Genomic DNA, 22,044 nt, shown 5'->3' with positions numbered 1-22,044 from the left:
ACGCTTTTCTAGAAGCAAAAGCACCAAGCAAGAGCAGCACTTTCGTACCAGAAATTATTTCCTGACGAGCTGCAGAATATTCCGACAAAAAAGGGTTGCACCCGGTTGCACCTGTTTCGGCTCGCGGCTAATCTTGCCGCCAGCTGTTGTCGCGCAACTGCGGCACCTATGAGGATAAAAATATGGCTACCACCACCCTTGGGGTCAAACTTGACGACCCGACCCGCGAGCGCCTGAAGGCCGCCGCAACCTCGATTGATCGCACACCGCACTGGCTGATCAAGCAGGCAATTTTCAATTACCTGGAAAAACTCGAGGGTGGTGCAACCCTGACCGAGCTGAACGGTTTGACCGCCAAGGACGCCGACGACGCGGGCGAAGTCCACACCGATCACGCTCACCAATGCTTCCTCGAATTCGCCGAAAGCATCCTGCCGCAGTCGGTGCTGCGCGCCTCGATCACCGCCGCTTACCGTCGCCCTGAACCGGAAGTGGTACCGATGCTGATCGAGCAGGCTCGCCTGCCGGCGCCGATGGCCGAAGCCACCAACAAACTCGCCGCAACCATCGCGGAAAAACTGCGTAACCAGAAGAGTGCCGGCGGTCGTGCAGGCATTGTTCAGGGCCTGCTGCAGGAATTCTCCCTGTCGTCCCAGGAAGGCGTGGCGCTGATGTGCCTGGCCGAAGCGCTGCTGCGTATCCCGGACAAAGGCACTCGCGATGCGCTGATCCGCGACAAGATCAGCACCGGCAACTGGCAGCCGCACCTGGGCAACAGCCCGTCGCTGTTCGTCAACGCGGCGACCTGGGGCCTGCTGCTGACCGGCAAACTGGTTTCCACTCACAACGAAGCCGGCCTGACTTCGTCCCTGAGCCGCATCATCGGCAAGAGCGGCGAGCCGATGATCCGCAAGGGCGTCGACATGGCCATGCGCCTGATGGGCGAGCAGTTCGTGACCGGCGAAACCATCGCCGAAGCCCTGGCCAATGCGAGCAAATTCGAAGCCAAAGGCTTCCGCTATTCCTACGACATGCTCGGTGAAGCGGCGCTGACCGAACACGACGCCCAGAAGTACCTGGCCTCGTACGAACAAGCCATTCACTCGATCGGCAAAGCGTCCCACGGCCGTGGGATTTATGAAGGCCCGGGCATCTCGATCAAGCTGTCGGCCCTGCACCCGCGTTACAGCCGCGCCCAGTACGAGCGCGTGATGGACGAGCTGTACCCGCGCCTGCTGTCGCTGACCCTGCTGGCCAAGCAATACGACATCGGCCTGAACATCGACGCCGAAGAAGCCGACCGCCTGGAGCTGTCGCTGGATCTGCTCGAGCGCCTGTGCTTCGAGCCGCAACTGACCGGCTGGAACGGCATCGGTTTCGTGATCCAGGCCTACCAGAAGCGTTGCCCGTACGTGATCGACTACGTGATCGACCTGGCTCGCCGCAGCCGTCATCGCCTGATGATCCGTCTGGTGAAAGGCGCGTACTGGGACAGCGAAATCAAGCGCGCTCAGGTCGAAGGCCTGGAAGGCTATCCGGTGTACACCCGCAAGGTGTACACCGACGTTTCCTACATCGCCTGCGCCCGCAAACTGCTGTCGGTGCCGGAAGTCATCTACCCGCAATTCGCCACGCACAACGCCCACACCCTGTCGGCGATTTATCACATTGCCGGTCAGAACTATTATCCGGGCCAGTACGAGTTCCAGTGCCTGCACGGCATGGGCGAACCGTTGTATGAACAGGTTGTAGGCAAAGTCTCCGAAGGCAAGCTGAACCGTCCGTGCCGTGTGTACGCTCCGGTCGGCACCCACGAGACCCTGCTGGCGTACCTCGTACGTCGTCTGCTGGAAAACGGCGCCAACACCTCGTTCGTCAACCGCATCGCCGACCAGTCGATTTCGATCCAGGAACTGGTGGCCGATCCGGTGGCGCAGATCGAGCAGATGGCGACCGTGGAAGGTGGTTTCGGCCTGCCGCACCCGCGCATTCCGCTGCCGCGTGACCTGTATGGTTCCGAGCGTGCCAACTCTGCCGGCATCGACATGGCCAACGAACATCGTCTGGCTTCGCTGTCCTGTGCCCTGCTGGCGACCGCGCACAACAACTGGAAAGCTGCGCCGATGCTCGGTTGCGCCTCCAGCAACGAAGCGCCGGTACCGGTGCTGAACCCGTCCGATCTGCGTGACGTGGTCGGCCACGTGCAGGAAGCCACGGTCGAAGACGTCGACAACGCAATCCAATGCGCCCTGAACGCCGCACCGATCTGGCAGGCCACCCCGCCGGCCGAACGTGCCGCGATTCTGGAACGCGCCGCTGACTTGATGGAAGGCGAGATCCAACCGCTGATGGGCCTGCTGGCCCGTGAAGCCGGCAAGACCTTCGCCAACGCCATCGCCGAAGTCCGCGAAGCCGTCGACTTCCTGCGTTACTACGCGGTGCAGGCACGCAACGACTTCAGCAATGACGCCCACCGCCCACTGGGCCCGGTGGTCTGCATCAGCCCGTGGAACTTCCCGCTGGCGATCTTCAGCGGTCAGGTTGCCGCTGCACTGGCCGCCGGTAATCCGGTGCTGGCCAAACCGGCCGAACAGACTCCGCTGGTGGCTGCACAAGCTGTACGCCTGCTGCTTGAAGCCGGGATTCCGGAAGGCGTGCTGCAACTGTTGCCGGGTCGCGGTGAAACCGTCGGCGCCGGTCTGGTGGGCGATGAGCGCGTCAAAGGCGTGATGTTTACCGGTTCCACCGAAGTCGCCCGTCTGCTGCAACGCAACATTGCTGGTCGCCTCGACAACCAGGGCCGTCCGATTCCGCTGATCGCCGAAACCGGCGGCCAGAACGCGATGATCGTCGACTCTTCAGCACTGACCGAACAGGTGGTGATCGACGTGGTGTCGTCGGCCTTCGACAGCGCCGGCCAGCGTTGCTCGGCCCTGCGCGTCCTTTGCCTGCAGGAAGATTCCGCTGATCGCGTCATCGAAATGCTCAAGGGCGCGATGGCTGAAAGCCGTCTCGGCAACCCGGAGCGCCTGTCCGTGGACATCGGCCCGGTGATCGACGCCGAAGCCAAGGCTGGTATCGAGAAGCACATCCAGGGCATGCGCGACAAAGGTCGCAACGTGTACCAAGTGGCCATCGCCGATACCGAGGAAGTCAAACGCGGCACCTTCGTCATGCCGACCCTGATCGAACTGGAAAGCTTCGACGAGCTGCAACGCGAGATCTTCGGTCCGGTGCTGCACGTGGTGCGCTACAAGCGTAAAGAGATCGACCAGTTGATCGCCCAGATCAACGCCTCCGGTTACGGCCTGACCCTCGGCGTGCACACCCGCATCGACGAGACCATCGCCAAGGTGATCGACAACGTCAACGCCGGCAACGTCTACGTCAACCGCAACATCGTCGGTGCCGTGGTCGGCGTCCAGCCGTTCGGTGGCGAAGGCCTGTCGGGTACTGGCCCGAAAGCCGGTGGCCCGCTGTACCTGTACCGTCTGCTGTCGACGCGTCCTACCGATGCCATCGAACAATCCTTCGCTCGCGGTGATGCTGCCGTGGCACCGGACGTTCGTCTGCGCGACGCCATGAGCAAACCGCTGACCGCCCTGAAAGCCTGGGCCGACAGCAACAAGTTCGCCGACCTGAGCACCCTGTGCGTGCAGTACGCAGCGCAGTCGCAAAGCGGTATCACCCGCGTACTGGCCGGCCCGACCGGCGAGAAGAACAGCTACGCGATCCTGCCGCGCGAGCACGTGCTGTGCCTGGCGGACATCGAAGGTGATCTGCTGACCCAACTCGCGGCGGTACTGGCGGTGGGCGGTTCGGCGGTCTGGCCGGAATCCGACACCAGCAAGGCATTGTTCGCACGCCTGCCGAAGGAGATTCAGGCGCGGATCAAACTGGTTTCCGACTGGAACAAGGACGACGTGGTGTTCGATGCGGTTCTGCATCACGGCCACTCCGACCAGTTGCGTGCGGTCTGCCAGCAGATCGCCAAACGTGCTGGCGCCATTGTTGGAGTCCAGGGTCTGTCCCAGGGCGAGACCAACATTGCGCTGGAGCGTCTGGTGATCGAGCGCGCGTTGAGCGTCAACACTGCGGCAGCGGGCGGTAACGCCAGCCTGATGACCATCGGATAAAAGCAGCTGCAAGCTTCGAGCGACAAGCTGCAAGTAAAAGCAAACTGCTCTTACTTGCGGCTTGAAGCTTGTAACTTGTGCCGCCCCATCACCCTTATCTATCTTCCTTTCCCATTTTTATAAGCCTCCCTAGACTGCGGCATACTTTATTTAAGGTAGGCCGCCATGTCCGAGACGCTGCTCAGTTCCCGCAATCTGGCTTTCGAGCTGTACGAAGTCCTCGATGCCGAGGGCCTGACCCGGCGCGAGCGATTTGCCGAGCACAACCGCGAAACCTTCGACGCCGCCATCGGCACGGCACGCAACATTGCCGAGAAGTACTTCGCACCGCACAACCGCAAGGGCGACGAAAACGAGCCGCGCTACGAGAACGGTCAGGCGATTCTGATTCCCGAGGTGAAACCGGCGGTGGATGCCTTCCTCGAGGCTGGATTCCTCAACGCGGCGCGCAGTTTCGACGCTGGCGGCATGCAACTTCCTACACTGTTGTCCCAGGCCTGCTTTGCCCACTTCCAGTCGGCCAACGCGGCTTCTACTTCCTATCCGTTCCTGACCATGGGCGCGGCCAACCTGATCGAAAGCTTCGGCACCGAAGAACAGAAGCAACGTTTCCTGCAACCGATGATCGACGGCCGCTTCTTCGGCACCATGGCCCTGACCGAACCTCATGCCGGGTCGTCGCTGTCGGATATTCGTACACGTGCAGAGCCTGCGTCCGACGGCACCTATCGCCTCAAGGGCAACAAGATCTTCATTTCCGGCGGCGATCACCCACTCTCGGAAAACATCGTGCACATGGTGCTGGCCAAACTGCCGGACGCGCCGGCCGGGGTGAAGGGTATTTCGCTGTTCATCGTGCCCAAGTTTCTGGTCAACGATGACGGCAGCATCGGCAAGCGCAACGACGTGTTGCTGGCCGGGCTGTTCCACAAGATGGGCTGGCGCGGCACGACTTCCACCGCGCTGAACTTCGGCGATAACGGCGAGTGCGTCGGCTATCTGGTAGGCAAGCCGCATCACGGTTTGAGCTACATGTTCCAGATGATGAACGAGGCGCGGATCGGCGTCGGCATGGGCGCGGTGATGCTCGGTTATGCCGGTTATCTGTACTCGCTGGAATACGCTCGCGAACGTCCGCAAGGCCGGGTGCCGGACAGCAAGGACCCGACGACGGCGCCGGTGGCGATCATTCAGCACGCCGATGTCAGACGCATGCTGCTGACGCAGAAATCCTACGTAGAAGGTGCTTTCGATCTCGGTCTGTACGCGGCGCGCCTGTTCGATGACACGACTACGCTGGAAACCGAGGCCGAGCGCAAACAGGCCCATGAACTGCTGGATTTGCTGACACCGATCGTCAAATCCTGGCCCTCCGAGTTCTGCCTCAAGGCCAACGAACTGGCGATCCAGATTCTCGGCGGCCACGGTTACACCCGCGAGTACCCGGTGGAGCAGTACTACCGCGACAACCGCCTGAACCCCATCCACGAAGGCACCCACGGCATTCAGTCGCTGGACTTGCTCGGGCGCAAACTGGCGCAGAACGGTGGTGCCGGGCTCAAGCAGCTGATTCGACTGATCGCCGACACCGCCGAGCGCGCAGTCGCGTACGAATCGTTGACCGCACTGCGTGAGCCGTTGGAGAAACTGGTCGCGCGCCTGCAGACGGTGACCATCGGTCTGCTGACCGACCTGGCTCAGGGCAAGGTCAACAGCAGTCTGGCGAATTCGGCGCTGTACCTGAAGGTATTCGGGCACGCGGTGATTGGCTGGCGCTGGCTGGAGCAGGCGATTCGGGCTGAGGAAGGGTTGGCCAAGGGGAATGCGGCGGATGTCGACTTCTATAAGGGCAAGTTGCAGGCGGCGCGTTATTTTCTGACGTGGGAAGTGCCGGGGTGCCAGCATGAGCTGGCGTTGCTGGAGGCGCGGGATGATACGTGTCTGGCAATGCAGGATGCGTGGTTCTAAAGCCGGCCCTCACCCCAACCCTCCCGAAACGTCGGACCGCCCGGAGGGAGAGGGAGCCGACCGAGGTGTCTTGCGCCGTACATCGACCTGAAAAACCGATTTGATTATGGATTCGGCGAAGCACTTTCAGGTCGACGCATCTCCAGAGCATCCCCCAATCGGTCCCCTCTCCCTCCGGGCGGTCCGACGTTTCGGGAGGGCTAGGGTGAGGGGCTCTTTGGCTCTTGGCACTCAAACCAACTTGAACCCACCCATCTGCCGCGCCAGATCATCCGCCAAACGCTGCAGCATCTGACAATCCTCGCGACACGCCCGAACCTCCCCCGCCGTCGCCCGGGCCAGATCGGAAATCCCCTGCACGTTACGGTTGATCTCCTCAGTCACAACCGACTGTTCCTCAGTCGCCGTCGCCACCTGATGGTTCATGTCGCTGATGCGCTCGACCTGCCCGGTAATCGCAGTCAAAGAAGCCCCCGTACGCTGGCTCGACTCAACTCCTGTCCCCGTCGCGGCCTGCCCGGTACGCATTGAAGACACAGCATTCTCCGCCCCCTGCTTGAGGCTGCCGATCATCTGCTGGATCTCGTCGGTAGACGCCTGAGTCCGACGCGCCAAGGTGCGCACTTCATCGGCCACCACCGCAAAACCACGCCCCATATCGCCGGCTCGGGCTGCCTCGATGGCAGCGTTCAACGCCAACAGATTGGTCTGCTCCGACACCCCGCGAATCACCGCCAGCACCTGATCAATCGACGCCACCTGATGCGCCAACTCACCCACCGCGCCGGCCGCGACGCCAATTTCATCGGACATACTTTCTATATGGCGAATCGACCCGCCGACCACTTCCCGCGCCTGCATCGCTTCATCACGGGCGGTTTGCGAGACGAGCGCCGCATTACCGGCGTTCTGGGCGATTTCCTGCACCGTCAGGCCCATTTCGTGGACGGCGGTGGCGACCATGTCGGTCATTTCCTGCTGGCGGCCGGAGCGCTCGGCGGTGTTATCCACAACCCTGGCCACCTGGCCCACGGCAACGCGCAGACGCTCGCTGGTGGTCAGCACTTCGCCGATCATCCCGCGCTGACTGTCGAGGAAACGGTTGAAGCCCCGCGCAAGGTCGCCCAGCTCATCGGCGCGGCTGGAATCTAACCGGTGAGTCAAATCTCCACCACCGCTACCGATTGCTACCAATGCAGCTGTTACCTGACGAATCGGTCGCACCAACCCCTGGGCCAGCCAGATCACCAGCGCCAGGCAAACCAGCGCCACCACCAGGCCGATGCCGCTGCTCATCCACATCGCCCGGCGGGCTTCGGCGTAGATCTGCGACCGTGGCACTTCGGCCACCAGGGTCCAGCCGAGGTCGCGCAAAGGCAGGCTGAAGGCGAGGAAATCTTCGCCGTCGCGCTGAAAGCTGCTGTTGGCGGCGACTTTATGGCCCATGACCGCTTGTGCTGCCGAGACCCCGATCTGCTCGCTCAAGGTGCGCTTGCCGCTGAACTGTGCCTCGGGATGGACCTGGATAAGACCGTCGGAACGCACGAGATAGACCTTCCCGCGCTCGCCGAAGCTGAAGTTGTGAATCAGCTCCGACAGCTCTTTCATACTCAGACCAAGGCCCGCGACACCGACCACTTTGCCGGCCTCCTCCACCTTCAAATCGATGAACAGCGCCAGCTCTCCGGTGGCTCCGTCGTTGTCGATGTTCAGAGTTCGCGGCTGATTGCTGTCGAGGAAGGAGTAGAACCACGCATCGGCCGGTTTGTCGCGACTCAGGGTGCGATCCAGGCCTTTTTCGGTGATGTAGTGATTGGATTCCGTGCCGATGATCAGCGCGGTAAACGCCTTGTGTTCGGCGCGGATACCTTCCAGATACTGCGCGAAGCCCGCCGTTTTGGCGGAGCCTTCACCATTGGCCAGCCAGTCGCGGACCATGGTGTTGCTGGCGATGTCCTTGGCGGCGGTAAGGGGCTGAACGAGGATTCGTTCGATGTCGTTGCGCGTCGCTTCGATGCTCGACGGCAGCGCCTGTTCGACCAGATAGCTCTGGGCGAGGCGGTTGACCACCAGGGTATAAATGCCAACCACGATCAGAATGCTGACCAGCAGGGCGGTGCCCATACCGAGGATCAGCTGCCATTGAATACTGCGACGCCAGAACTGCATGGAGCACCCCCAAAGAATAAGAGGCTGAAACACTGCAACAGCCGTGCCGATTGTATACAAACCAATCGACAATCTTATTCTTTGGTTGTGCGCAACCCCATCAACCCTGATTGATGGTCTTGGCGATGGTCTCGACCGTGGCGCTGACTTGCTCTTGGTAACGCTCGAGTTCTTCCTGATGCTGCTTCTTCATTTCAATCTGCTGCGAGCACAGATTCATCGCCGCCAATACCAGCAGGCGATCGCCGATCAGGGTCGGGTATTTGCGCTTGGTATCGGCCAGCGCGGCCTTGAGCATCAATGCGGCGTCCAGCAGAGTCTGTTCTTCCCCGGCCGGTGCCTTGATCGAATAGTCCTCCCCCATGATGGAGATGACTTTTACCCCTGCTGTGCCGTGGTTCATGCGCTGACAGGACCTGCGTTGACTCGATCAACCAGGGCCTGGATGCGCGCGGCGGTGGCGCCGTGCTTTTCTTCCTGTTCCATCAGGCTCAGTTGCAGGCTTTCGTTTTCATCCTTGGCCTGGGCCAGTTCCGTGGACAGGGTCTGGTTGGTTTGCGACAGGGTCTGGTTTTGTTGCACCAGGTCGCTGACGAGCTGTTCCAATTGGCTGAGGGATGCTTCCAACATTTTGATCTTCCGGGGCTTTTTCAAAGGGCGCGTACGATAAAGAAAAGTCGTCGTTGACGCCAGGGTTAAACCGGCGCAAGGCCTTGATTTTCCTGGCGGCTCGACCGTTCTTGCGAGTCTTAGAGACTGTCATCTGCCAATCTGGTTCCTGCACTTCGTCGCTTGCGTGCGGATGCGACAAATACGCACACCACCTCAAGACTTTAGTCGTATGACCGATAAGTCACCCAACAGCAGTCTCAGCCCGCACGGATGCGGCCCTTCCCTGGTATCCGCCTCCATGTCCCTTCGCAATATGAACATCGCCCCCCGGGCGTTCACCGGTTTCGCCCTGATCGGCGGCCTGATGCTGATTCTTGGTGTGTTCGCCCTGAACCAGATGAGCAAGATCCGCGCAGCAGGCGAAGACATCGCCACCGCCAGCGTGCCTTCGATCAAGGCCCTCGACGAATTCACCCAGTTGACCCTGCGCCTGCGCGTGCTGTCGTATCGGTTGCTGATCAACCGCGAGCCAGACGTCCAGCAAAAAACCATCGAGCTGTTCGATTTGCGCAACCGGCAGATCACCGACGCGCAACGCGCCTACGAGCCGCTGATCGATGGCCCGCAAGAACGCGCGGCTTACGATCAGTACGTGCAGTTGCTGGCACAGTACCGCCAGCTCGAAGACCGGATGAAGACTCTGTCACGCAACAATCAGATCGACGAACTGCGGCAGATGCTCAACACCGATTTGCTCGCCAATTCCGAAGCGGTGAATACCGCTCTCGCGCGTTTGCTGGAGATCAACACCCAACAGATCGCCGAGACCAATCAGGGCGCCACGGATCAGTATTCGATGTCGTTCAATCTGGTCGTGACCCTGTTGATCATCGCCACCGGCCTGACCTTCCTGTTCGCCTGGTTGTTGACCAGCAGCATCACCAAGCCAATCGCCAAGGCACTCGATGCAGCGGAAACCATCGCCGAAGGCAACCTGACCCAGCTGATCCACGTGGACGGCACCGACGAAGCCGGGCGCCTGCTGGCGGCCATGGCCAAGATGCAGTCGAAGCTGCGCGACACCCTGCAGCGGATTTCCGGCTCGGCCACCCAACTGGCCTCCGCCGCCGAAGAGCTGAACAGCGTCACCGACGAAAGCGCCCGAGGCCTGACCCAGCAGAACAACGAAATCGAGCAGGCCGCCACGGCGGTCAACGAGATGACCAGCGCGGTGGAAGAAGTTGCACGCAACGCCGTCAGCACCTCGGAAGCTTCGAAGAACGCCACCACCTCCGCCGGCGACGGCCGCGATCTGGTGCAGGAAACCGTCAGCGCCATCGAACGCATGAGCGCCGATGTGCAGAGCACCGCGACCCTGATCGGCGACCTGGCCAACGAATCCCGCGACATCGGCAAGGTGCTGGACGTGATCCGTGGCCTGGCTGACCAGACCAACCTGCTCGCGCTCAACGCCGCCATCGAAGCGGCCCGTGCCGGTGAAGCCGGTCGCGGTTTTGCCGTGGTGGCTGACGAAGTCCGTGCACTGGCGCACCGCACCCAGCAGTCGACCAGCGAAATCGAGCGCATGATCGGCAGCATCCAGAGCGGCACCGAACACGCCGTGGATTCGATGCGCAACAGCACCGAGCGCGCCGAGTCGACCCTGAACATCGCCCGTGGCGCCGGTCTGTCGCTGGACACCATCAACACGGCCATCGTCGAAATCAACGAGCGCAACCTGGTGATCGCCAGCGCTGCTGAAGAGCAGGCGCAAGTGGCACGGGAAGTGGATCGCAACCTGGTGAACATCCGCGATCTGTCGGTGCAGTCGGCGACGGGCGCGAATCAGACCAGTGCGGCGAGTAACGAGCTGTCGCGCCTGGCGCTGGATCTGAACAATATGGTTGGGCGGTTTAGCCTCTAACCCTCTGCGTTGATCGTTCCCACGCTCTGCGTGGGAATGCAGCCCGGGACGCTCCGCGTCCCAGAAGCGGACGCAGAGCGTCCATTAAGGCATTCCCACGCGGAGCGTGGGAACGATCATGCGCCAAGCTGAAAAACCTTTTTGACAGCATCACATTTCAACAGGTTAGAATCGCTGGCACGCAGACTGCATGGTCAGTTTGTGCCCGTCTTTCCGCTTCTGGAGTACTGCCTTTGAATGCGACGACCATCAACAGCCTGTTCTTGATCGGCGCGTTGCTGGTAGGCGCAAGCATTCTTGTCAGCTCCCTTTCTTCCCGTCTCGGCATCCCGATTCTGGTGATCATCCTCGCGGTCGGCATGACTGCCGGGGTCGATGGCGGCGGCATCATTTTCGATAACTACCCGACGGCCTATCTGGTCGGCAACCTCGCGCTGGCGGTGATCCTGCTCGACGGCGGCTTGCGCACCCGGGTGTCCAGTTTCCGCGTGGCCCTATGGCCGGCTTTGTCGCTGGCGACGGTCGGGGTACTCATCACCACCGGCCTCACCGGCATGGCCGCCGCGTGGTTGTTCGATCTCAACCTTATTCAAGGCCTGCTGATCGGCGCCATCGTCGGTTCCACGGATGCCGCGGCGGTGTTCTCGCTGCTTGGCGGCAAGGGCCTGAACGAGCGGGTGACCGCCAGCCTGGAAATCGAATCCGGCAGTAACGACCCGATGGCAGTGTTCCTCACCGTGACCCTGATCGACATGCTCGCCAGCGGCCAGACCGGCCTGCACTGGAGCCTGCTGACCCACCTGATCCGCGAGTTCGGCATCGGTGGTGTGATCGGTCTGGGCGGTGGCTGGCTGATGCTGCAACTGGTCAACCGGATCAATCTGGCCGCCGGCCTGTATCCGATTCTGGTGATCGCCGGCGGTCTGGTGGTGTTCGCCCTGACCAACGCCCTGCACGGCAGCGGCTTCCTCGCCGTGTACCTGTGCGGTCTGGTGATCGGCAACCGGCCGGTGCGCAGCCGTCACGGCATTCTGCACATGCTCGACGGCATGGCGTGGCTGGCGCAGATCGGCATGTTCCTGGTGCTGGGGCTGCTGGTCACTCCGCATGATCTGCTGCCGATCGCCTTGCCGGCGCTGGGTCTGGCGCTGTGGATGATTCTGTTCGCGCGGCCGCTGTCGGTGCTGGTCGGGCTGCTGCCGTTCAAGGCCTTCCATGGCCGCGAAAAGGCGTTCATTTCCTGGGTCGGTCTGCGCGGCGCGGTACCGATCATTCTGGCGGTATTCCCGCTGATGGCCGGGCTGCCAAATGCGCAGCTGTACTTCAACCTCGCGTTCTTTATCGTGCTGGTGTCGCTGCTGGTGCAGGGCACGAGCCTGCCGTGGGTGGCCAAGCTGCTCAAGGTGACGGTACCGCCGGAGCCGGCGCCGATTTCGCGGGCAGCGCTCGAAGTCCACGTCACCAGCGAGTGGGAGCTATTCGTCTACAAGCTCGGCGCGGAAAAATGGTGCATCGGTTCACCGCTGCGTGAGCTGAAAATGCCCGAAGGCACGCGTATCGCCGCCCTGTTTCGTGGTCAGCAACTGCTCCATCCGTCGGGTAGTACGGTGCTGGAAGTCGATGATTTACTGTGTGTTATCGGCCATGAACACAACCTTCCGGCCCTCGGAAAACTGTTCAGCCAGGCACCGCAACGCGGCCTCGATCTGCGCTTCTTCGGCGACTTCGTACTCGAAGGAGACGCCCAGCTCAAAGCGGTTGCCGCCCTGTACGGCCTGCCCGCCGAAGGCATCGATCCGGACATGACCCTGGGCCACTTCATTGCCCAGAAAGTCGGCGGTGCACCGATCGTTGGCGACCAGGTGGAATGGAACAACACCCACTGGACGGTTGCGGTCATGGACGGGAACAAGATCGCCAAAGTGGGCGTCAGATTCCCCGAAGGAAGTCGCCCGGGCCCCGGGCTCTTCCTCTAAACTGCGTTCACTCTCACTTGCTTGACCGGTCTCTATGCCTACCCTGCGCTCCTTTTTCCTCGCGGCCCTGCTGGGCCTGAGTCTCACTGTCGGCCCGCTGCAGGCCGCAGAACCGCCGTCCAGCGACGCCGTGCAGGCCAGCCTGGACAAGCTCACCGACAGCAAACTGCCCGAGGCCGACAAGAAGGCCCTGCAAACGGTCCTGCAAAACACGCTGAATCAGCTCAACAACCGGCGTGACTATGAACAGAAGCTGATTGACCTCAAGCAGCAACTGGCCACTGCGCCGAAGCAGACCATCGAGAATTCGCGCGAACTGACCCGCCTCAAGGCCAGCGCCGTGGTGCCGGTGGCGCAGCGCTTCCCGAAGGAAAACATCCAGCAGCTGGAGCAGATGCTCACCGAGCGCTCGACCCAGCAAAGCGATCTGCAAAAGGCCCTGGCCGACGCCAATAGCCTGATCATCACCGCCCAGACCCGTCCCGAGCGTGCCCAGGCCGAGATTTCCAGCAGCCAGACGCGCATCCAGCAGATCAACAACATCCTCAAGACCGGCAAAGACGCCGGCAAGACCGTCAGCGCCGAGCAGCGCGACCTGCTCAACGCCGAACTGGCCGCTTTGAACGCGCTGATCCCGCTGCGCCGTCAGGAGCTGGCCGGCAACAACCAATTGCAGGATCTGGGCAACAGCCAGCATGACCTGCTTTCGGAAAAGTCCGACCGTCTGGATCGTGAGATTCAGGAGCTGCAAACCCTGATCAACCAGAAACGTCTGACCCTGTCGCAGGAAACCGTGACGCAGCAGTCGATCGAGGCCCAGAAGTCCGGCAGCAGCGCCCTGCTCGCCACGGAAAGCGCGGCCAACCTCAAGCTCTCCGACTACCTGCTCAAAAGCACCGACCGTCTCAACGAACTGACCCAGCAGAACCTGCAGACCAAGCAGCAACTGGACAGCGTGACCCAGAGCGATTCGGCCCTCGACGAGCAGATCAACGTGCTCAAGGGCAGCCTGCTGCTGTCGAAGATTCTCTATAAACAGAAACAGGCGCTGCCGCGCCTCAAGGTCGACCGCGACCTGGCGGACCAGATCGCCGACATTCGCCTGTACCAGTTCGAAATCAACCAGCAGCGCGAACAGCTGAGCAATCCGGCGACCTACGTCGACAACCTGCTGTCCACCCAGCCGCCGGAGCAAGTCACGCCGCAACTGCGCAAAAGTCTGCTGGAGCTGGCCAACACTCGCGTCGATCTGCTGGAACGGCTGAGTCGCGAGTTGAGCGCGATGCTCAACGAATCGATCACCCTGCAACTGAACCAGAAACAATTGCTGAGCACTGCGCAAAGCCTGCGCGCGACCCTCGACGAGCAGATGTTCTGGATTCCGAGCAACAAGCCACTGGACACCGAATGGATGCGCGGCGTGCCGGAGCGCCTGAAGCGTCAGATCGACACGTTGCCGCTGGCCTCGAGCTTCAGCGAACTGACCGACGGCCTGACCCAGCGACCGCTGTTGTTCCTGCCGCTGGCACTGCTGATCGGCGCGCTGCTGTGGCGCCGCAAGCAACTGTATTCGCGCCTGAACAAGGTTCACCAGGATATCGGCCACTTCAAGCGTGACAGCCAGTGGCATACGCCACAGGCGATCCTGATCAATATTCTGCTGGCGATGCCAGTCGCGCTGGGCTTGGCCCTGTGCGGGCTGGCGTTGCAGATCGACGCCCGCGGGCAGAACGCCAACATGGGCGCGGCGCTGCTGCAAATGGCCCAGGCGTGGCTGGTGTTCTACACCGCTTACCGGATCCTCGCGCCGGGCGGCGTGGCGGAACTGCACTTTCGCTGGGAAAAGCCGCAGGTCGAATTCCTGCAAGGCTGGGTGCGTCGCCTCGGACTGGTGGTCATGGCGCTGGTGGCGGTGGTGGCGGTCGCCGAGCTGCAACCGGCGGCGCTGGCCGACGATGTGCTGGGCATGCCGGTTGTGCTGACCTGCTATGCGCTGATGGCGTGGCTGCTCAGCCGCCTGCTGATCAGCAGCCCGACCCACGAAAACGCCTCGCTGTTCCGCAAGGCCGTGGGCGTGATGTTCACCCTGCTGCCCATCGCGCTGTTCGTCGCCGTGTGCTTCGGCTACTACTACACCGCGCTGAAGCTCAGCGACCGCTTGATCAACACCCTGTACCTGCTGATGTTCTGGCTGGTGATCGAAGCCACCTTCGTCCGTGGCCTCGCGGTCGCGGCACGTCGCCTGGCTTACCAGCGCGCCCTGGCCAAACGTCAGGCCGCGAAGGAAGCCGGCGACGGCGAAGCGGTGATCGAAGAGCCGACCCTGGACATCGAAAAGGTCAACGAACAGTCTCTGCGCCTGATCCGTCTGGCACTGCTCGGCGGCTTCATCGCCGCGCTGTACTGGGTCTGGGCCGACCTGATCACGGTGTTTTCGTACCTCGACAACATCACCCTCTACGAATACACCAGCGGCACCGGCGCCAACATGAGCATGGTGCCGATCAGCATCGGCGACATGCTCGGCGCGCTGATCATCATCGGCATCACCTTCGCGCTCGCCCGCAACTTGCCGGGCCTGCTTGAAGTGTTCGTTTTGTCGAAACTCAATCTGGCCCAGGGCAGTGCCTACGCGACCACGACGCTGCTGTCGTACGTGATCGCCGGGGTCGGTTTCGTCTCGACCCTGTCGACCCTCGGCGTCAGCTGGGACAAGTTGCAATGGCTGGTGGCAGCGCTGTCGGTCGGCCTCGGTTTCGGCATGCAGGAGATCTTCGCGAACTTCATCTCCGGCATCATGATCCTGTTCGAACGCCCGGTGCGGATCGGCGACACCATCACCATCGGCAACCTCTCGGGTACGGTGAGCAAGATCCGCATCCGCGCCACGACCATCACCGACTTCGACCGCAAGGACATCATTGTCCCGAACAAGACGTTCATCACCGGGCAACTGATCAACTGGTCGCTGACCGACACCATCACCCGGGTGACCCTGAAACTGGGCGTCGATTACGGTTCGGATCTGGATCTGGTCAAGGAACTGCTGCTCAAGGCCGCCCGGGAAAACCCGCGTGTGCTCAAGGAACCCGAGCCGCACGTGTACTTCCTCAACTTCGGCGAAAGCACTCTCGACCACGAATTGCGCATGCATGTGCGCGATCTCGGCGACCGCAACCCGGTACTCGATGAGGTCAACCGCTTCATCAACCGCGAGTTCAAGAAGCAGCACATCAACATTTCGTTCCGCCAGATGGAGGTTTACCTGAAGAACCTCCACGGTCAGGAATACAAGATGGTGCCGATCGAGCCGGAAACCAAAACCATCGTGCCGGTCAGCGATGACCAGAAACCCTTGCAGGAACCGCCGCCGGCCAAACTCGACTAACCCGGCTAATCCCAGCAGAATGCTCGGACATTCTGCTGGAGCCGGCCCTTGAAAGCCCTCGACGAACTGACCTTCGACAACCGCTTCGCCCGCCTGGGCGATGCGTTCTCGGCCCATGTACTGCCTGAACCGATCGACAATCCTCGACTGGTGGTGGCCAGCCCTGCGGCCCTGGTGCTGCTGGATCTCGACCCGGCGGTGGCCGACACCCAGGAATTTGCCGAACTGTTCGGCGGCCACAAGTTGTGGGCCGATGCCGAGCCGCGGGCGATGGTCTATTCCGGGCATCAGTTCGGCGGTTACACCCCGCAACTGGGCGATGGTCGTGGGTTGTTGCTGGGCGAGGTCTACAACGCGGCCGGCGAGCACTGGGACCTGCATCTGAAGGGCGCCGGGCAGACGCCGTTCTCGCGCATGGGCGATGGTCGTGCTGTGCTGCGTTCGTCGATCCGCGAGTTTCTCGCGTCCGAAGCGCTGCATGCGCTGAACATCCCGTCTTCACGCGCCGCCTGCGTGATCGGCTCCGACACTCCGGTGTGGCGTGAGAAACAGGAGCGCGCCGCCATGGTGCTGCGCCTGGCGCCGAGCCACATCCGTTTTGGCCATTTCGAATATTTCTATTACACCAAGCGTCCCGAACAGCAGAAGCTGCTCGGCGAACACGTGTTGGCGATGCACTACCCCGAATGCCTGGAACAGCCGGAGCCGTATCTGGCGATGTTCCGCGAGATCGTCGAGCGCAACGCCGAACTGATCGCCAAATGGCAGGCCTACGGCTTCTGCCACGGCGTGATGAACACCGACAACATGTCGATCCTCGGCATCACCTTCGACTTCGGACCGTTCGCCTTCCTCGACGATTTCGACGCGAACTTCATCTGCAACCACTCCGATGATCAGGGCCGCTACTCGTTCAGCAATCAGGTGCCGGTCGGCCAATGGAACCTCAGCGCTCTGGCCCAGGCCCTGACGCCGTTCATCAGCGTCGAAGCCCTGCGCGAAACCCTCGGCCTGTATCTGCCGCTGTTCCAGGCCCATTACCTCGACCTGATGCGCCGCCGCTTCGGCTTCACCACCGCCGAGGACGACGACCAGCAACTGCTGGAGCTACTGCTGCAACTGATGCAGAACAGCGGCGTCGACTACACGCTGTTCTTTCGCCGCCTGGGCGAAGAGTCAGCCGAACAGGCCGTCGCTCGCCTGCGCGATGACTTCGTCGATATCAAGGGTTTCGATGCCTGGGGCGAGCGCTATGTCGCCCGCGTCGCACGCGATGGCGCGACCGATCAGGAACAGCGCCGTGCGCGGATGCATGCGGTGAATCCGCTGTACATCCTGCGCAACTATCTGGCGCAGAAGGCTATTGATGCCGCCGAGCAGGGTGACTATTCAGAAGTGCGCCGGTTGCATGCGGTGCTGAGCAATCCATTCGAGGAACAGCCTGGAATGGAGAGCTACGCGGAACGGCCGCCGGAGTGGGGCAAGCATTTGGAGATCAGTTGTTCCTCATGAAGCGCACGGTCTCCTGTCTTGGAGCCGTGCACCCTCCCGTCAGGCAACCTGCTAGATGACAGCGCCGGCTGAAAAAGCCGCGCGACATGCTCAGAGTGCAAAGGCCACGACTCTGAACACACTGGTTTCCTTTCAGATAAACACGTCCACAGATAGCTTGAAGTGCTCGGCCAGCCAGCGGACCTGCCGCAGATTCAACTGGCGCTTTCCACTGAGGATTTCCGAAACAACAGACTGAGTCCCCACACCCGGCAAATCGCTCTGGGTCAAACCATGCTCACGCATCAAATACCCCAGTACTTCAAAACCGGGCGGTTTAGGCGTCGGGTGATGCACGCGATCCCATTCTTCAATCCAGTCACCGATGATATCCACCAGGCTCATCAAAGGATGAGACTCATCATCACCCGTCATTTCGAGCAGCTCGTCAAGGGCTTGAACGAGCCTGTCGTAGTCGTCTTCGCTTTTCGGCTTGCGCAGCAAGGGCGAAACGAACTCCCAGTGCTCAGCGGCTTTTTTGATCAGAACACTCATGCCTTAGCCTCCTTCCATTTACCGCGGTCATATTCGCGATGATCCAACACATATCTGATGTACAACTTTTGAGGTCGAAATCTGACATAGGCGATCAACCTGAGCTTGTTACCGCCAATATCGAAAACGTGAAAATCACCCACTTTGTCGACAGCTGGAAACAAGGCCTTCAGCGCCGCAAAATCTGGCGATTTGCTCCCTTTCGCCACTTCCAGCCAGTGGTCCAGTGCTGTAGCTGCGTTAGGCCATTTGGCCTTCGCTTCTCGTATTCGTTTTCCGGTGATGACATGCATGCAACATCCTTATCGCATTCTGCTATGGGGAGTTAATCACAGATCAAAATTATCGCAAGTTGCGATACGGCCGAGCAGACCAACGGACTCAGCCGGTTCATCTCAGCCTAGGCTCACAGCCAAACACTGCACGATTGAAAATATGAGCAAACGTCTCCAACTAGGAGTTATCAGCTCTCCACCGGATTCCGATCATGACCGACCCACTCCTCATCCCCTGCCCCTCCTGCAACGGCCTCAACCGCATTCCCGCCGAGCGCCTCAACGATCACCCGAAGTGCGGGCGCTGCAAGTCCGAGGTGCTGTTGAACAAGCCGTTCGAGCTCAAGCAAGGCGATTACGCCAGTCAAATCAAGGGTGATCTGCCGTTGCTGGTGGACGTGTGGGCGGAGTGGTGCGGGCCGTGCAAGTCGTTTGCGCCGGTGTTCGAGCAGGCGGCTGCGCAGCTGGCGGGCAAATGCCGGCTGGCCAAGCTGGACAGCGAGGCCAATCAGCAGTTGTCGGCGCAGCTGGGGATTCGTTCGATTCCGAGCCTGATTCTGTTCCGCAACGGCCGGGAAGTCGCCCGTCAGAGTGGGGCCTTCCCGTTGTCGCAGTTGATGGCCTGGCTGCGCAGCCAGGGCATCTGACAAGGCTTCAGGCGTCTTCGAGCAGGTTATGCAGTTCGACGAACTGTTGCGTCAGCTTGTGCCGTGGGTCGAGGTGGATCAGCGGCGTGTTGGCTTGATGCGATTCGCGCATGCGCACTGAACTGGCGAGGTAGACCGGCAGCACCGGCAGGCCCTCGGCGATCAGTTCGTCGAGGATCTGCTGCGGCAGGCTGGCCCGGGCCTGGAACTGGTTGACCACAATGCCTTCGACTTCCAGGCCTTCGTTGTGGTCTTCCTTCAACTCGTCGATCTCGGCGATCAGACCGTACAGGGCCTGACGCGAGAAGCTGTCGCAGTCAAAGGGAATCAAAACCCGATCGGCGGCAATCAGTGCCGAGACCGCGTAGAAATTCAGCGCCGGTGGCGTATCCAGATAGATCCGGTCGTAATCTTCCGACAACTCGTCGAGCAGCTTTCGCAGCTTGTTGATCTTGTGCTTGGCCTCAAGCTTGGGCTGCAGGTCAGCCAGTTCGGCAGTGGCGGTGATGATGTGCAGGTTGTCGAAGGGCGTTTCGTAGATATCCGCCTGATTCTTTTTCGAGAACGGCCCCGAAGACAGGGTCTGCTTGAAGAAATCGGCAATGCCCATCGGAATGTCATCACCCGTGAGCCCGGTCAGATACTGAGTGGAATTGGCCTGGGCATCGAGGTCGACCAACAGCGTGCGATAACCCTCGCTGGCGCTTACCGCCGCCAGATTGCAGGCAATGCTGGATTTGCCCACGCCACCTTTCTGATTGAACACCACGCGCCGCATGACAAAACCTCCGTGTATCAAAGAATGACCGAGTGTAGTGGTGCCCGGTGCCGGTTCGCTACCTCGATGGGCACGGACTACAGAGTCGGGCGCCAATATCCCAATGAATACGGCGCAAAAACACCCGATGATCGCCGATTCGCCTGACAGACAGACACCCGACAATCTGGATAATGGCCAAGTGATAGCTCTTGCCGCGTACCATTCGGTTCATTTCGTCGTTCAAAATGTAACCAGCATTTGCTACACACTCGTCGCACCGGGATAATGCGCGCCACCCGGCGCCACGCGCCATGCCATTTCAGGCTAAATCAGCTCAGCGGCGACGTTGGCGAAACCGCGTCAACTCAGCCCGCAGGGGCGGGATAAATGTCCGTGATCAACTTCAACATCGCCCAATGGCGCGCCTGGGCTCCCGGGCTCGACAGTGTGGAAGCCTGGCAAGCCTGGAGCCGACAACCGGTCGTGCTCGAAAGCAGCGATGCCGCACCCGATGTTTCGTTTCTGCCGGCCATGCAGCGCCGTCGTCTCAGCCGTCTGGCGCGGATGGCGTTCAGTGTCGGCTGGCCGCTGGCCGACGGTCGGGAAAACCTGCCGCTGGTGTTCGTCTCCCGGCACGGCGAAACCCCGCGCACCTTTGAAATCCTCAGCGATCTGGCCAACGAACAGCCGCTGTCGCCGACCCAGTTCAGCCTGTCGGTGCACAACGCGATCATCGGCCTGTGGTCGATCATGCGCGGCGAAACCAGCGAAATGACCGCACTCGCTGCGGCTGGCGACGGCCTCGAACACGGCATGCTCGAAGCGGCCACGTTGCTGAACGAAGGCGCCCCGGCGGTGCTGCTGGTGATCACCGAGGAACAGCCGCCCGAAGCCTATTCGACGTGGATCGACGACGTACCGTTTCCCTACGCGGTCGGGCTGTTGCTCACCCCCGGTACCGACTGGCGGCTGACCCTGAACAGCGCCCCCGAAGCACGGTCAAAAACGCAGTGGCCCCACGCACTGAATCTGCTGCGAACCCTGCTCGGTCAGCAACCCCATTGCCAACATGCCTGGAAGACTCGTCTATGGACCTGGCAACGCAACCCGTGATCGGAAAAAACCGCGACGCCTATTACTGGCGTCTGCTGGCCACTGCCACCAGCTTCGCCCTGTTCGGGCTCGGTGGTCTGTGCCTGCGCCTGCTGGTATTTCCATTGCTCGGTTGTCTGCCAGGCGATGCCATTACGCATCGCGAACGGGCACGCCAGACCGTCAGCCGGCTGTTCTGGTTTTTTGTCCGGTTCATGGCCCGTACCGGCGTGCTGACCTATGACATTCAGGGCGCCGAACGCCTCGGCCGTCCGGGGCAGATGATTATCGCCAACCACCCTTCACTGATCGACGTAGTGTTTCTCATCGGTCTGGTGCGCGGTGCCAACTGCGTGGTGAAGAAAAGCCTGTGGGAAAACCCCTTCACTCGCGGCCCGCTGCGCAGCACCGAATACATCAGCAACGACGGCAGCATGGACATGCTCGACGCCGCCGCCGGTGCCTTGCAGAGCGGGCAGACCCTGATCATTTTTCCCGAAGGCACCCGCACCCAGCCAGGTCAGGCGCCAGCCTTTCATCGGGGCGCGGCGGCCATCGCGCTGCGCGGTGCGAAAATCCTCACCCCGGTGGTCATCAAGGTCAGTCCGACCACCCTGACCAAGGCCGAGCCCTGGTATCGCATTCCGAGTCGCCGCGTGCACTTCAGTTTTCACGTCGGGGCCGATATAGACCCACAGACTTTCGCCGCGCAGGGGCCAGCGCCCCAGGCTTCGCGCAAGCTCAACGACTATTTGCACCAATTCTTTATCAAGGAGCTCGCCGAAGATGAGCGATCTAAACCGTGACATCAAAGAGCTGATCATCGACGCCCTGGGCCTCGAAGACATCAGCGCAGAGGACATCGGCGACGACCAGACGCTGTTCGGCGAAGGCCTGGGCCTGGATTCCGTCGACGCCCTGGAGCTCGGCCTGGCGATCCAGAAAAAGTACGGCATCAAGATCGACGCCGACGCCAAGGACACCCGTAACCATTTCTCCAACGTGGCGAGCCTTGCGGCGTTCGTCACGGCAAAACAGGCAGCTTGAGACC

The 22,044-nt window shown here is 61.2% G+C and carries 16 protein-coding genes; 10 read left to right on the top strand and 6 right to left on the bottom strand.

Going from position 1 to position 22,044, the window contains the following annotated elements:
* Positions 1-182: 182 nt before the first annotated feature.
* Together putA and ABFB52_RS03340 are read left to right on the top strand one after the other, a co-directional pair.
* Positions 183-4,136 (top strand): trifunctional transcriptional regulator/proline dehydrogenase/L-glutamate gamma-semialdehyde dehydrogenase, encoded by a 3,954-nt coding sequence (putA, locus tag ABFB52_RS03345; protein WP_129972304.1) that lies wholly within the window; start codon positions 183-185, stop codon positions 4,134-4,136.
* Between the two features lie 165 nt (positions 4,137-4,301).
* Entirely contained in the window at positions 4,302-6,104 is a 1,803-nt protein-coding gene (locus tag ABFB52_RS03340; RefSeq protein WP_129972303.1) for an acyl-CoA dehydrogenase, read from the top strand.
* Between the two features lie 231 nt (positions 6,105-6,335).
* Here the strand turns inward: ABFB52_RS03340 and ABFB52_RS03335 are convergent, their stop codons facing one another.
* The 3 genes from ABFB52_RS03335 to ABFB52_RS03325 form a co-directional block, all read right to left on the bottom strand.
* A complete protein-coding gene (locus ABFB52_RS03335; protein ID WP_129972302.1) occupies positions 6,336-8,273 on the bottom strand; it encodes a methyl-accepting chemotaxis protein in 1,938 nt (645 codons plus the stop codon).
* Positions 8,274-8,373: 100 nt separating this feature from the next.
* The gene (locus tag ABFB52_RS03330) at positions 8,374-8,676 is read right to left on the bottom strand and encodes a cell division protein ZapA (RefSeq protein WP_007952314.1); all 303 of its coding nucleotides are present in this window, start codon (positions 8,674-8,676) and stop codon (positions 8,374-8,376) included.
* On the bottom strand, positions 8,673-8,903 hold the full coding sequence (locus ABFB52_RS03325) for a hypothetical protein (RefSeq protein ID WP_064592964.1): 231 nt from the start codon (positions 8,901-8,903) through the stop codon (positions 8,673-8,675). Before ABFB52_RS03325 ends, ABFB52_RS03330 begins: the two co-directional genes overlap by 4 nt.
* Positions 8,904-9,183: 280 nt before the next feature.
* Here ABFB52_RS03325 and ABFB52_RS03320 point away from each other — a divergent pair, with 280 nt between their 5' ends.
* The 4 genes from ABFB52_RS03320 to selO all read left to right on the top strand — a co-directional run bounded on the left by ABFB52_RS03320 (position 9,184) and on the right by selO (position 17,685).
* On the top strand, positions 9,184-10,809 hold the full coding sequence (locus ABFB52_RS03320; RefSeq protein WP_129972301.1) for a methyl-accepting chemotaxis protein: 1,626 nt from the start codon (positions 9,184-9,186) through the stop codon (positions 10,807-10,809).
* 233 nt (positions 10,810-11,042) lie between these two features.
* Positions 11,043-12,785 (top strand): potassium/proton antiporter, encoded by a 1,743-nt coding sequence (locus ABFB52_RS03315; RefSeq protein WP_085667701.1) that lies wholly within the window; start codon positions 11,043-11,045, stop codon positions 12,783-12,785.
* Between the two features lie 34 nt (positions 12,786-12,819).
* Positions 12,820-16,173, top strand: coding sequence for a mechanosensitive channel MscK (gene mscK, locus ABFB52_RS03310; protein ID WP_085746445.1), 3,354 nt, complete (start codon positions 12,820-12,822; stop codon positions 16,171-16,173).
* A gap of 48 nt (positions 16,174-16,221) precedes the next feature.
* Positions 16,222-17,685, top strand: coding sequence for a protein adenylyltransferase SelO (gene selO / locus ABFB52_RS03305; RefSeq protein WP_129972300.1), 1,464 nt, complete (start codon positions 16,222-16,224; stop codon positions 17,683-17,685).
* A 132-nt stretch (positions 17,686-17,817) separates the two neighbouring features.
* Here the strand turns inward: selO and ABFB52_RS03300 are convergent, their stop codons facing one another.
* Both ABFB52_RS03300 and ABFB52_RS03295 read right to left on the bottom strand, forming a co-directional pair.
* Positions 17,818-18,219, bottom strand: a complete 402-nt coding sequence (locus ABFB52_RS03300; RefSeq protein ID WP_129972299.1) for a transcriptional regulator — start codon at positions 18,217-18,219, stop codon at positions 17,818-17,820.
* Positions 18,216-18,512 (bottom strand): type II toxin-antitoxin system HigB family toxin, encoded by a 297-nt coding sequence (locus tag ABFB52_RS03295; protein ID WP_129972298.1) that lies wholly within the window; start codon positions 18,510-18,512, stop codon positions 18,216-18,218. The genes ABFB52_RS03300 and ABFB52_RS03295 overlap by 4 nt, the downstream gene beginning before the upstream one ends.
* Before the next feature lie 194 nt (positions 18,513-18,706).
* Here ABFB52_RS03295 and trxC point away from each other — a divergent pair, with 194 nt between their 5' ends.
* On the top strand, positions 18,707-19,141 hold the full coding sequence (gene trxC, locus ABFB52_RS03290; RefSeq protein ID WP_085746443.1) for a thioredoxin TrxC: 435 nt from the start codon (positions 18,707-18,709) through the stop codon (positions 19,139-19,141).
* A gap of 7 nt (positions 19,142-19,148) precedes the next feature.
* On the opposite strand, the gene ABFB52_RS03285 is transcribed toward trxC, so the two are convergent.
* Positions 19,149-19,919, bottom strand: a complete 771-nt coding sequence (locus tag ABFB52_RS03285) for a ParA family protein (protein WP_007952339.1) — start codon at positions 19,917-19,919, stop codon at positions 19,149-19,151.
* 369 nt (positions 19,920-20,288) lie between these two features.
* Here ABFB52_RS03285 and ABFB52_RS03280 point away from each other — a divergent pair, with 369 nt between their 5' ends.
* The 3 genes from ABFB52_RS03280 to ABFB52_RS03270 are packed head-to-tail and all read left to right on the top strand — an operon-like array spanning position 20,289 to position 22,040.
* Entirely contained in the window at positions 20,289-21,014 is a 726-nt protein-coding gene (locus ABFB52_RS03280; RefSeq protein ID WP_085746442.1) for a beta-ketoacyl synthase chain length factor, read from the top strand.
* Positions 20,990-21,799, top strand: coding sequence for a lysophospholipid acyltransferase family protein (locus ABFB52_RS03275; RefSeq protein ID WP_085746441.1), 810 nt, complete (start codon positions 20,990-20,992; stop codon positions 21,797-21,799). Before ABFB52_RS03280 ends, ABFB52_RS03275 begins: the two co-directional genes overlap by 25 nt.
* Entirely contained in the window at positions 21,780-22,040 is a 261-nt protein-coding gene (locus tag ABFB52_RS03270) for a phosphopantetheine-binding protein (RefSeq protein ID WP_007952344.1), read from the top strand. The genes ABFB52_RS03275 and ABFB52_RS03270 overlap by 20 nt, the downstream gene beginning before the upstream one ends.
* Positions 22,041-22,044: the final 4 nt, after the last annotated feature.

The organism is Pseudomonas sp. 9.2(2024), from assembly GCF_039695385.1.
Taxonomy (GTDB): Bacteria; Pseudomonadota; Gammaproteobacteria; order Pseudomonadales; family Pseudomonadaceae; genus Aquipseudomonas; species Aquipseudomonas paraglycinae.
Note: the sequence above shows the minus strand (reverse complement) of the source record. Positions and strands in the feature narration are given on the sequence as shown.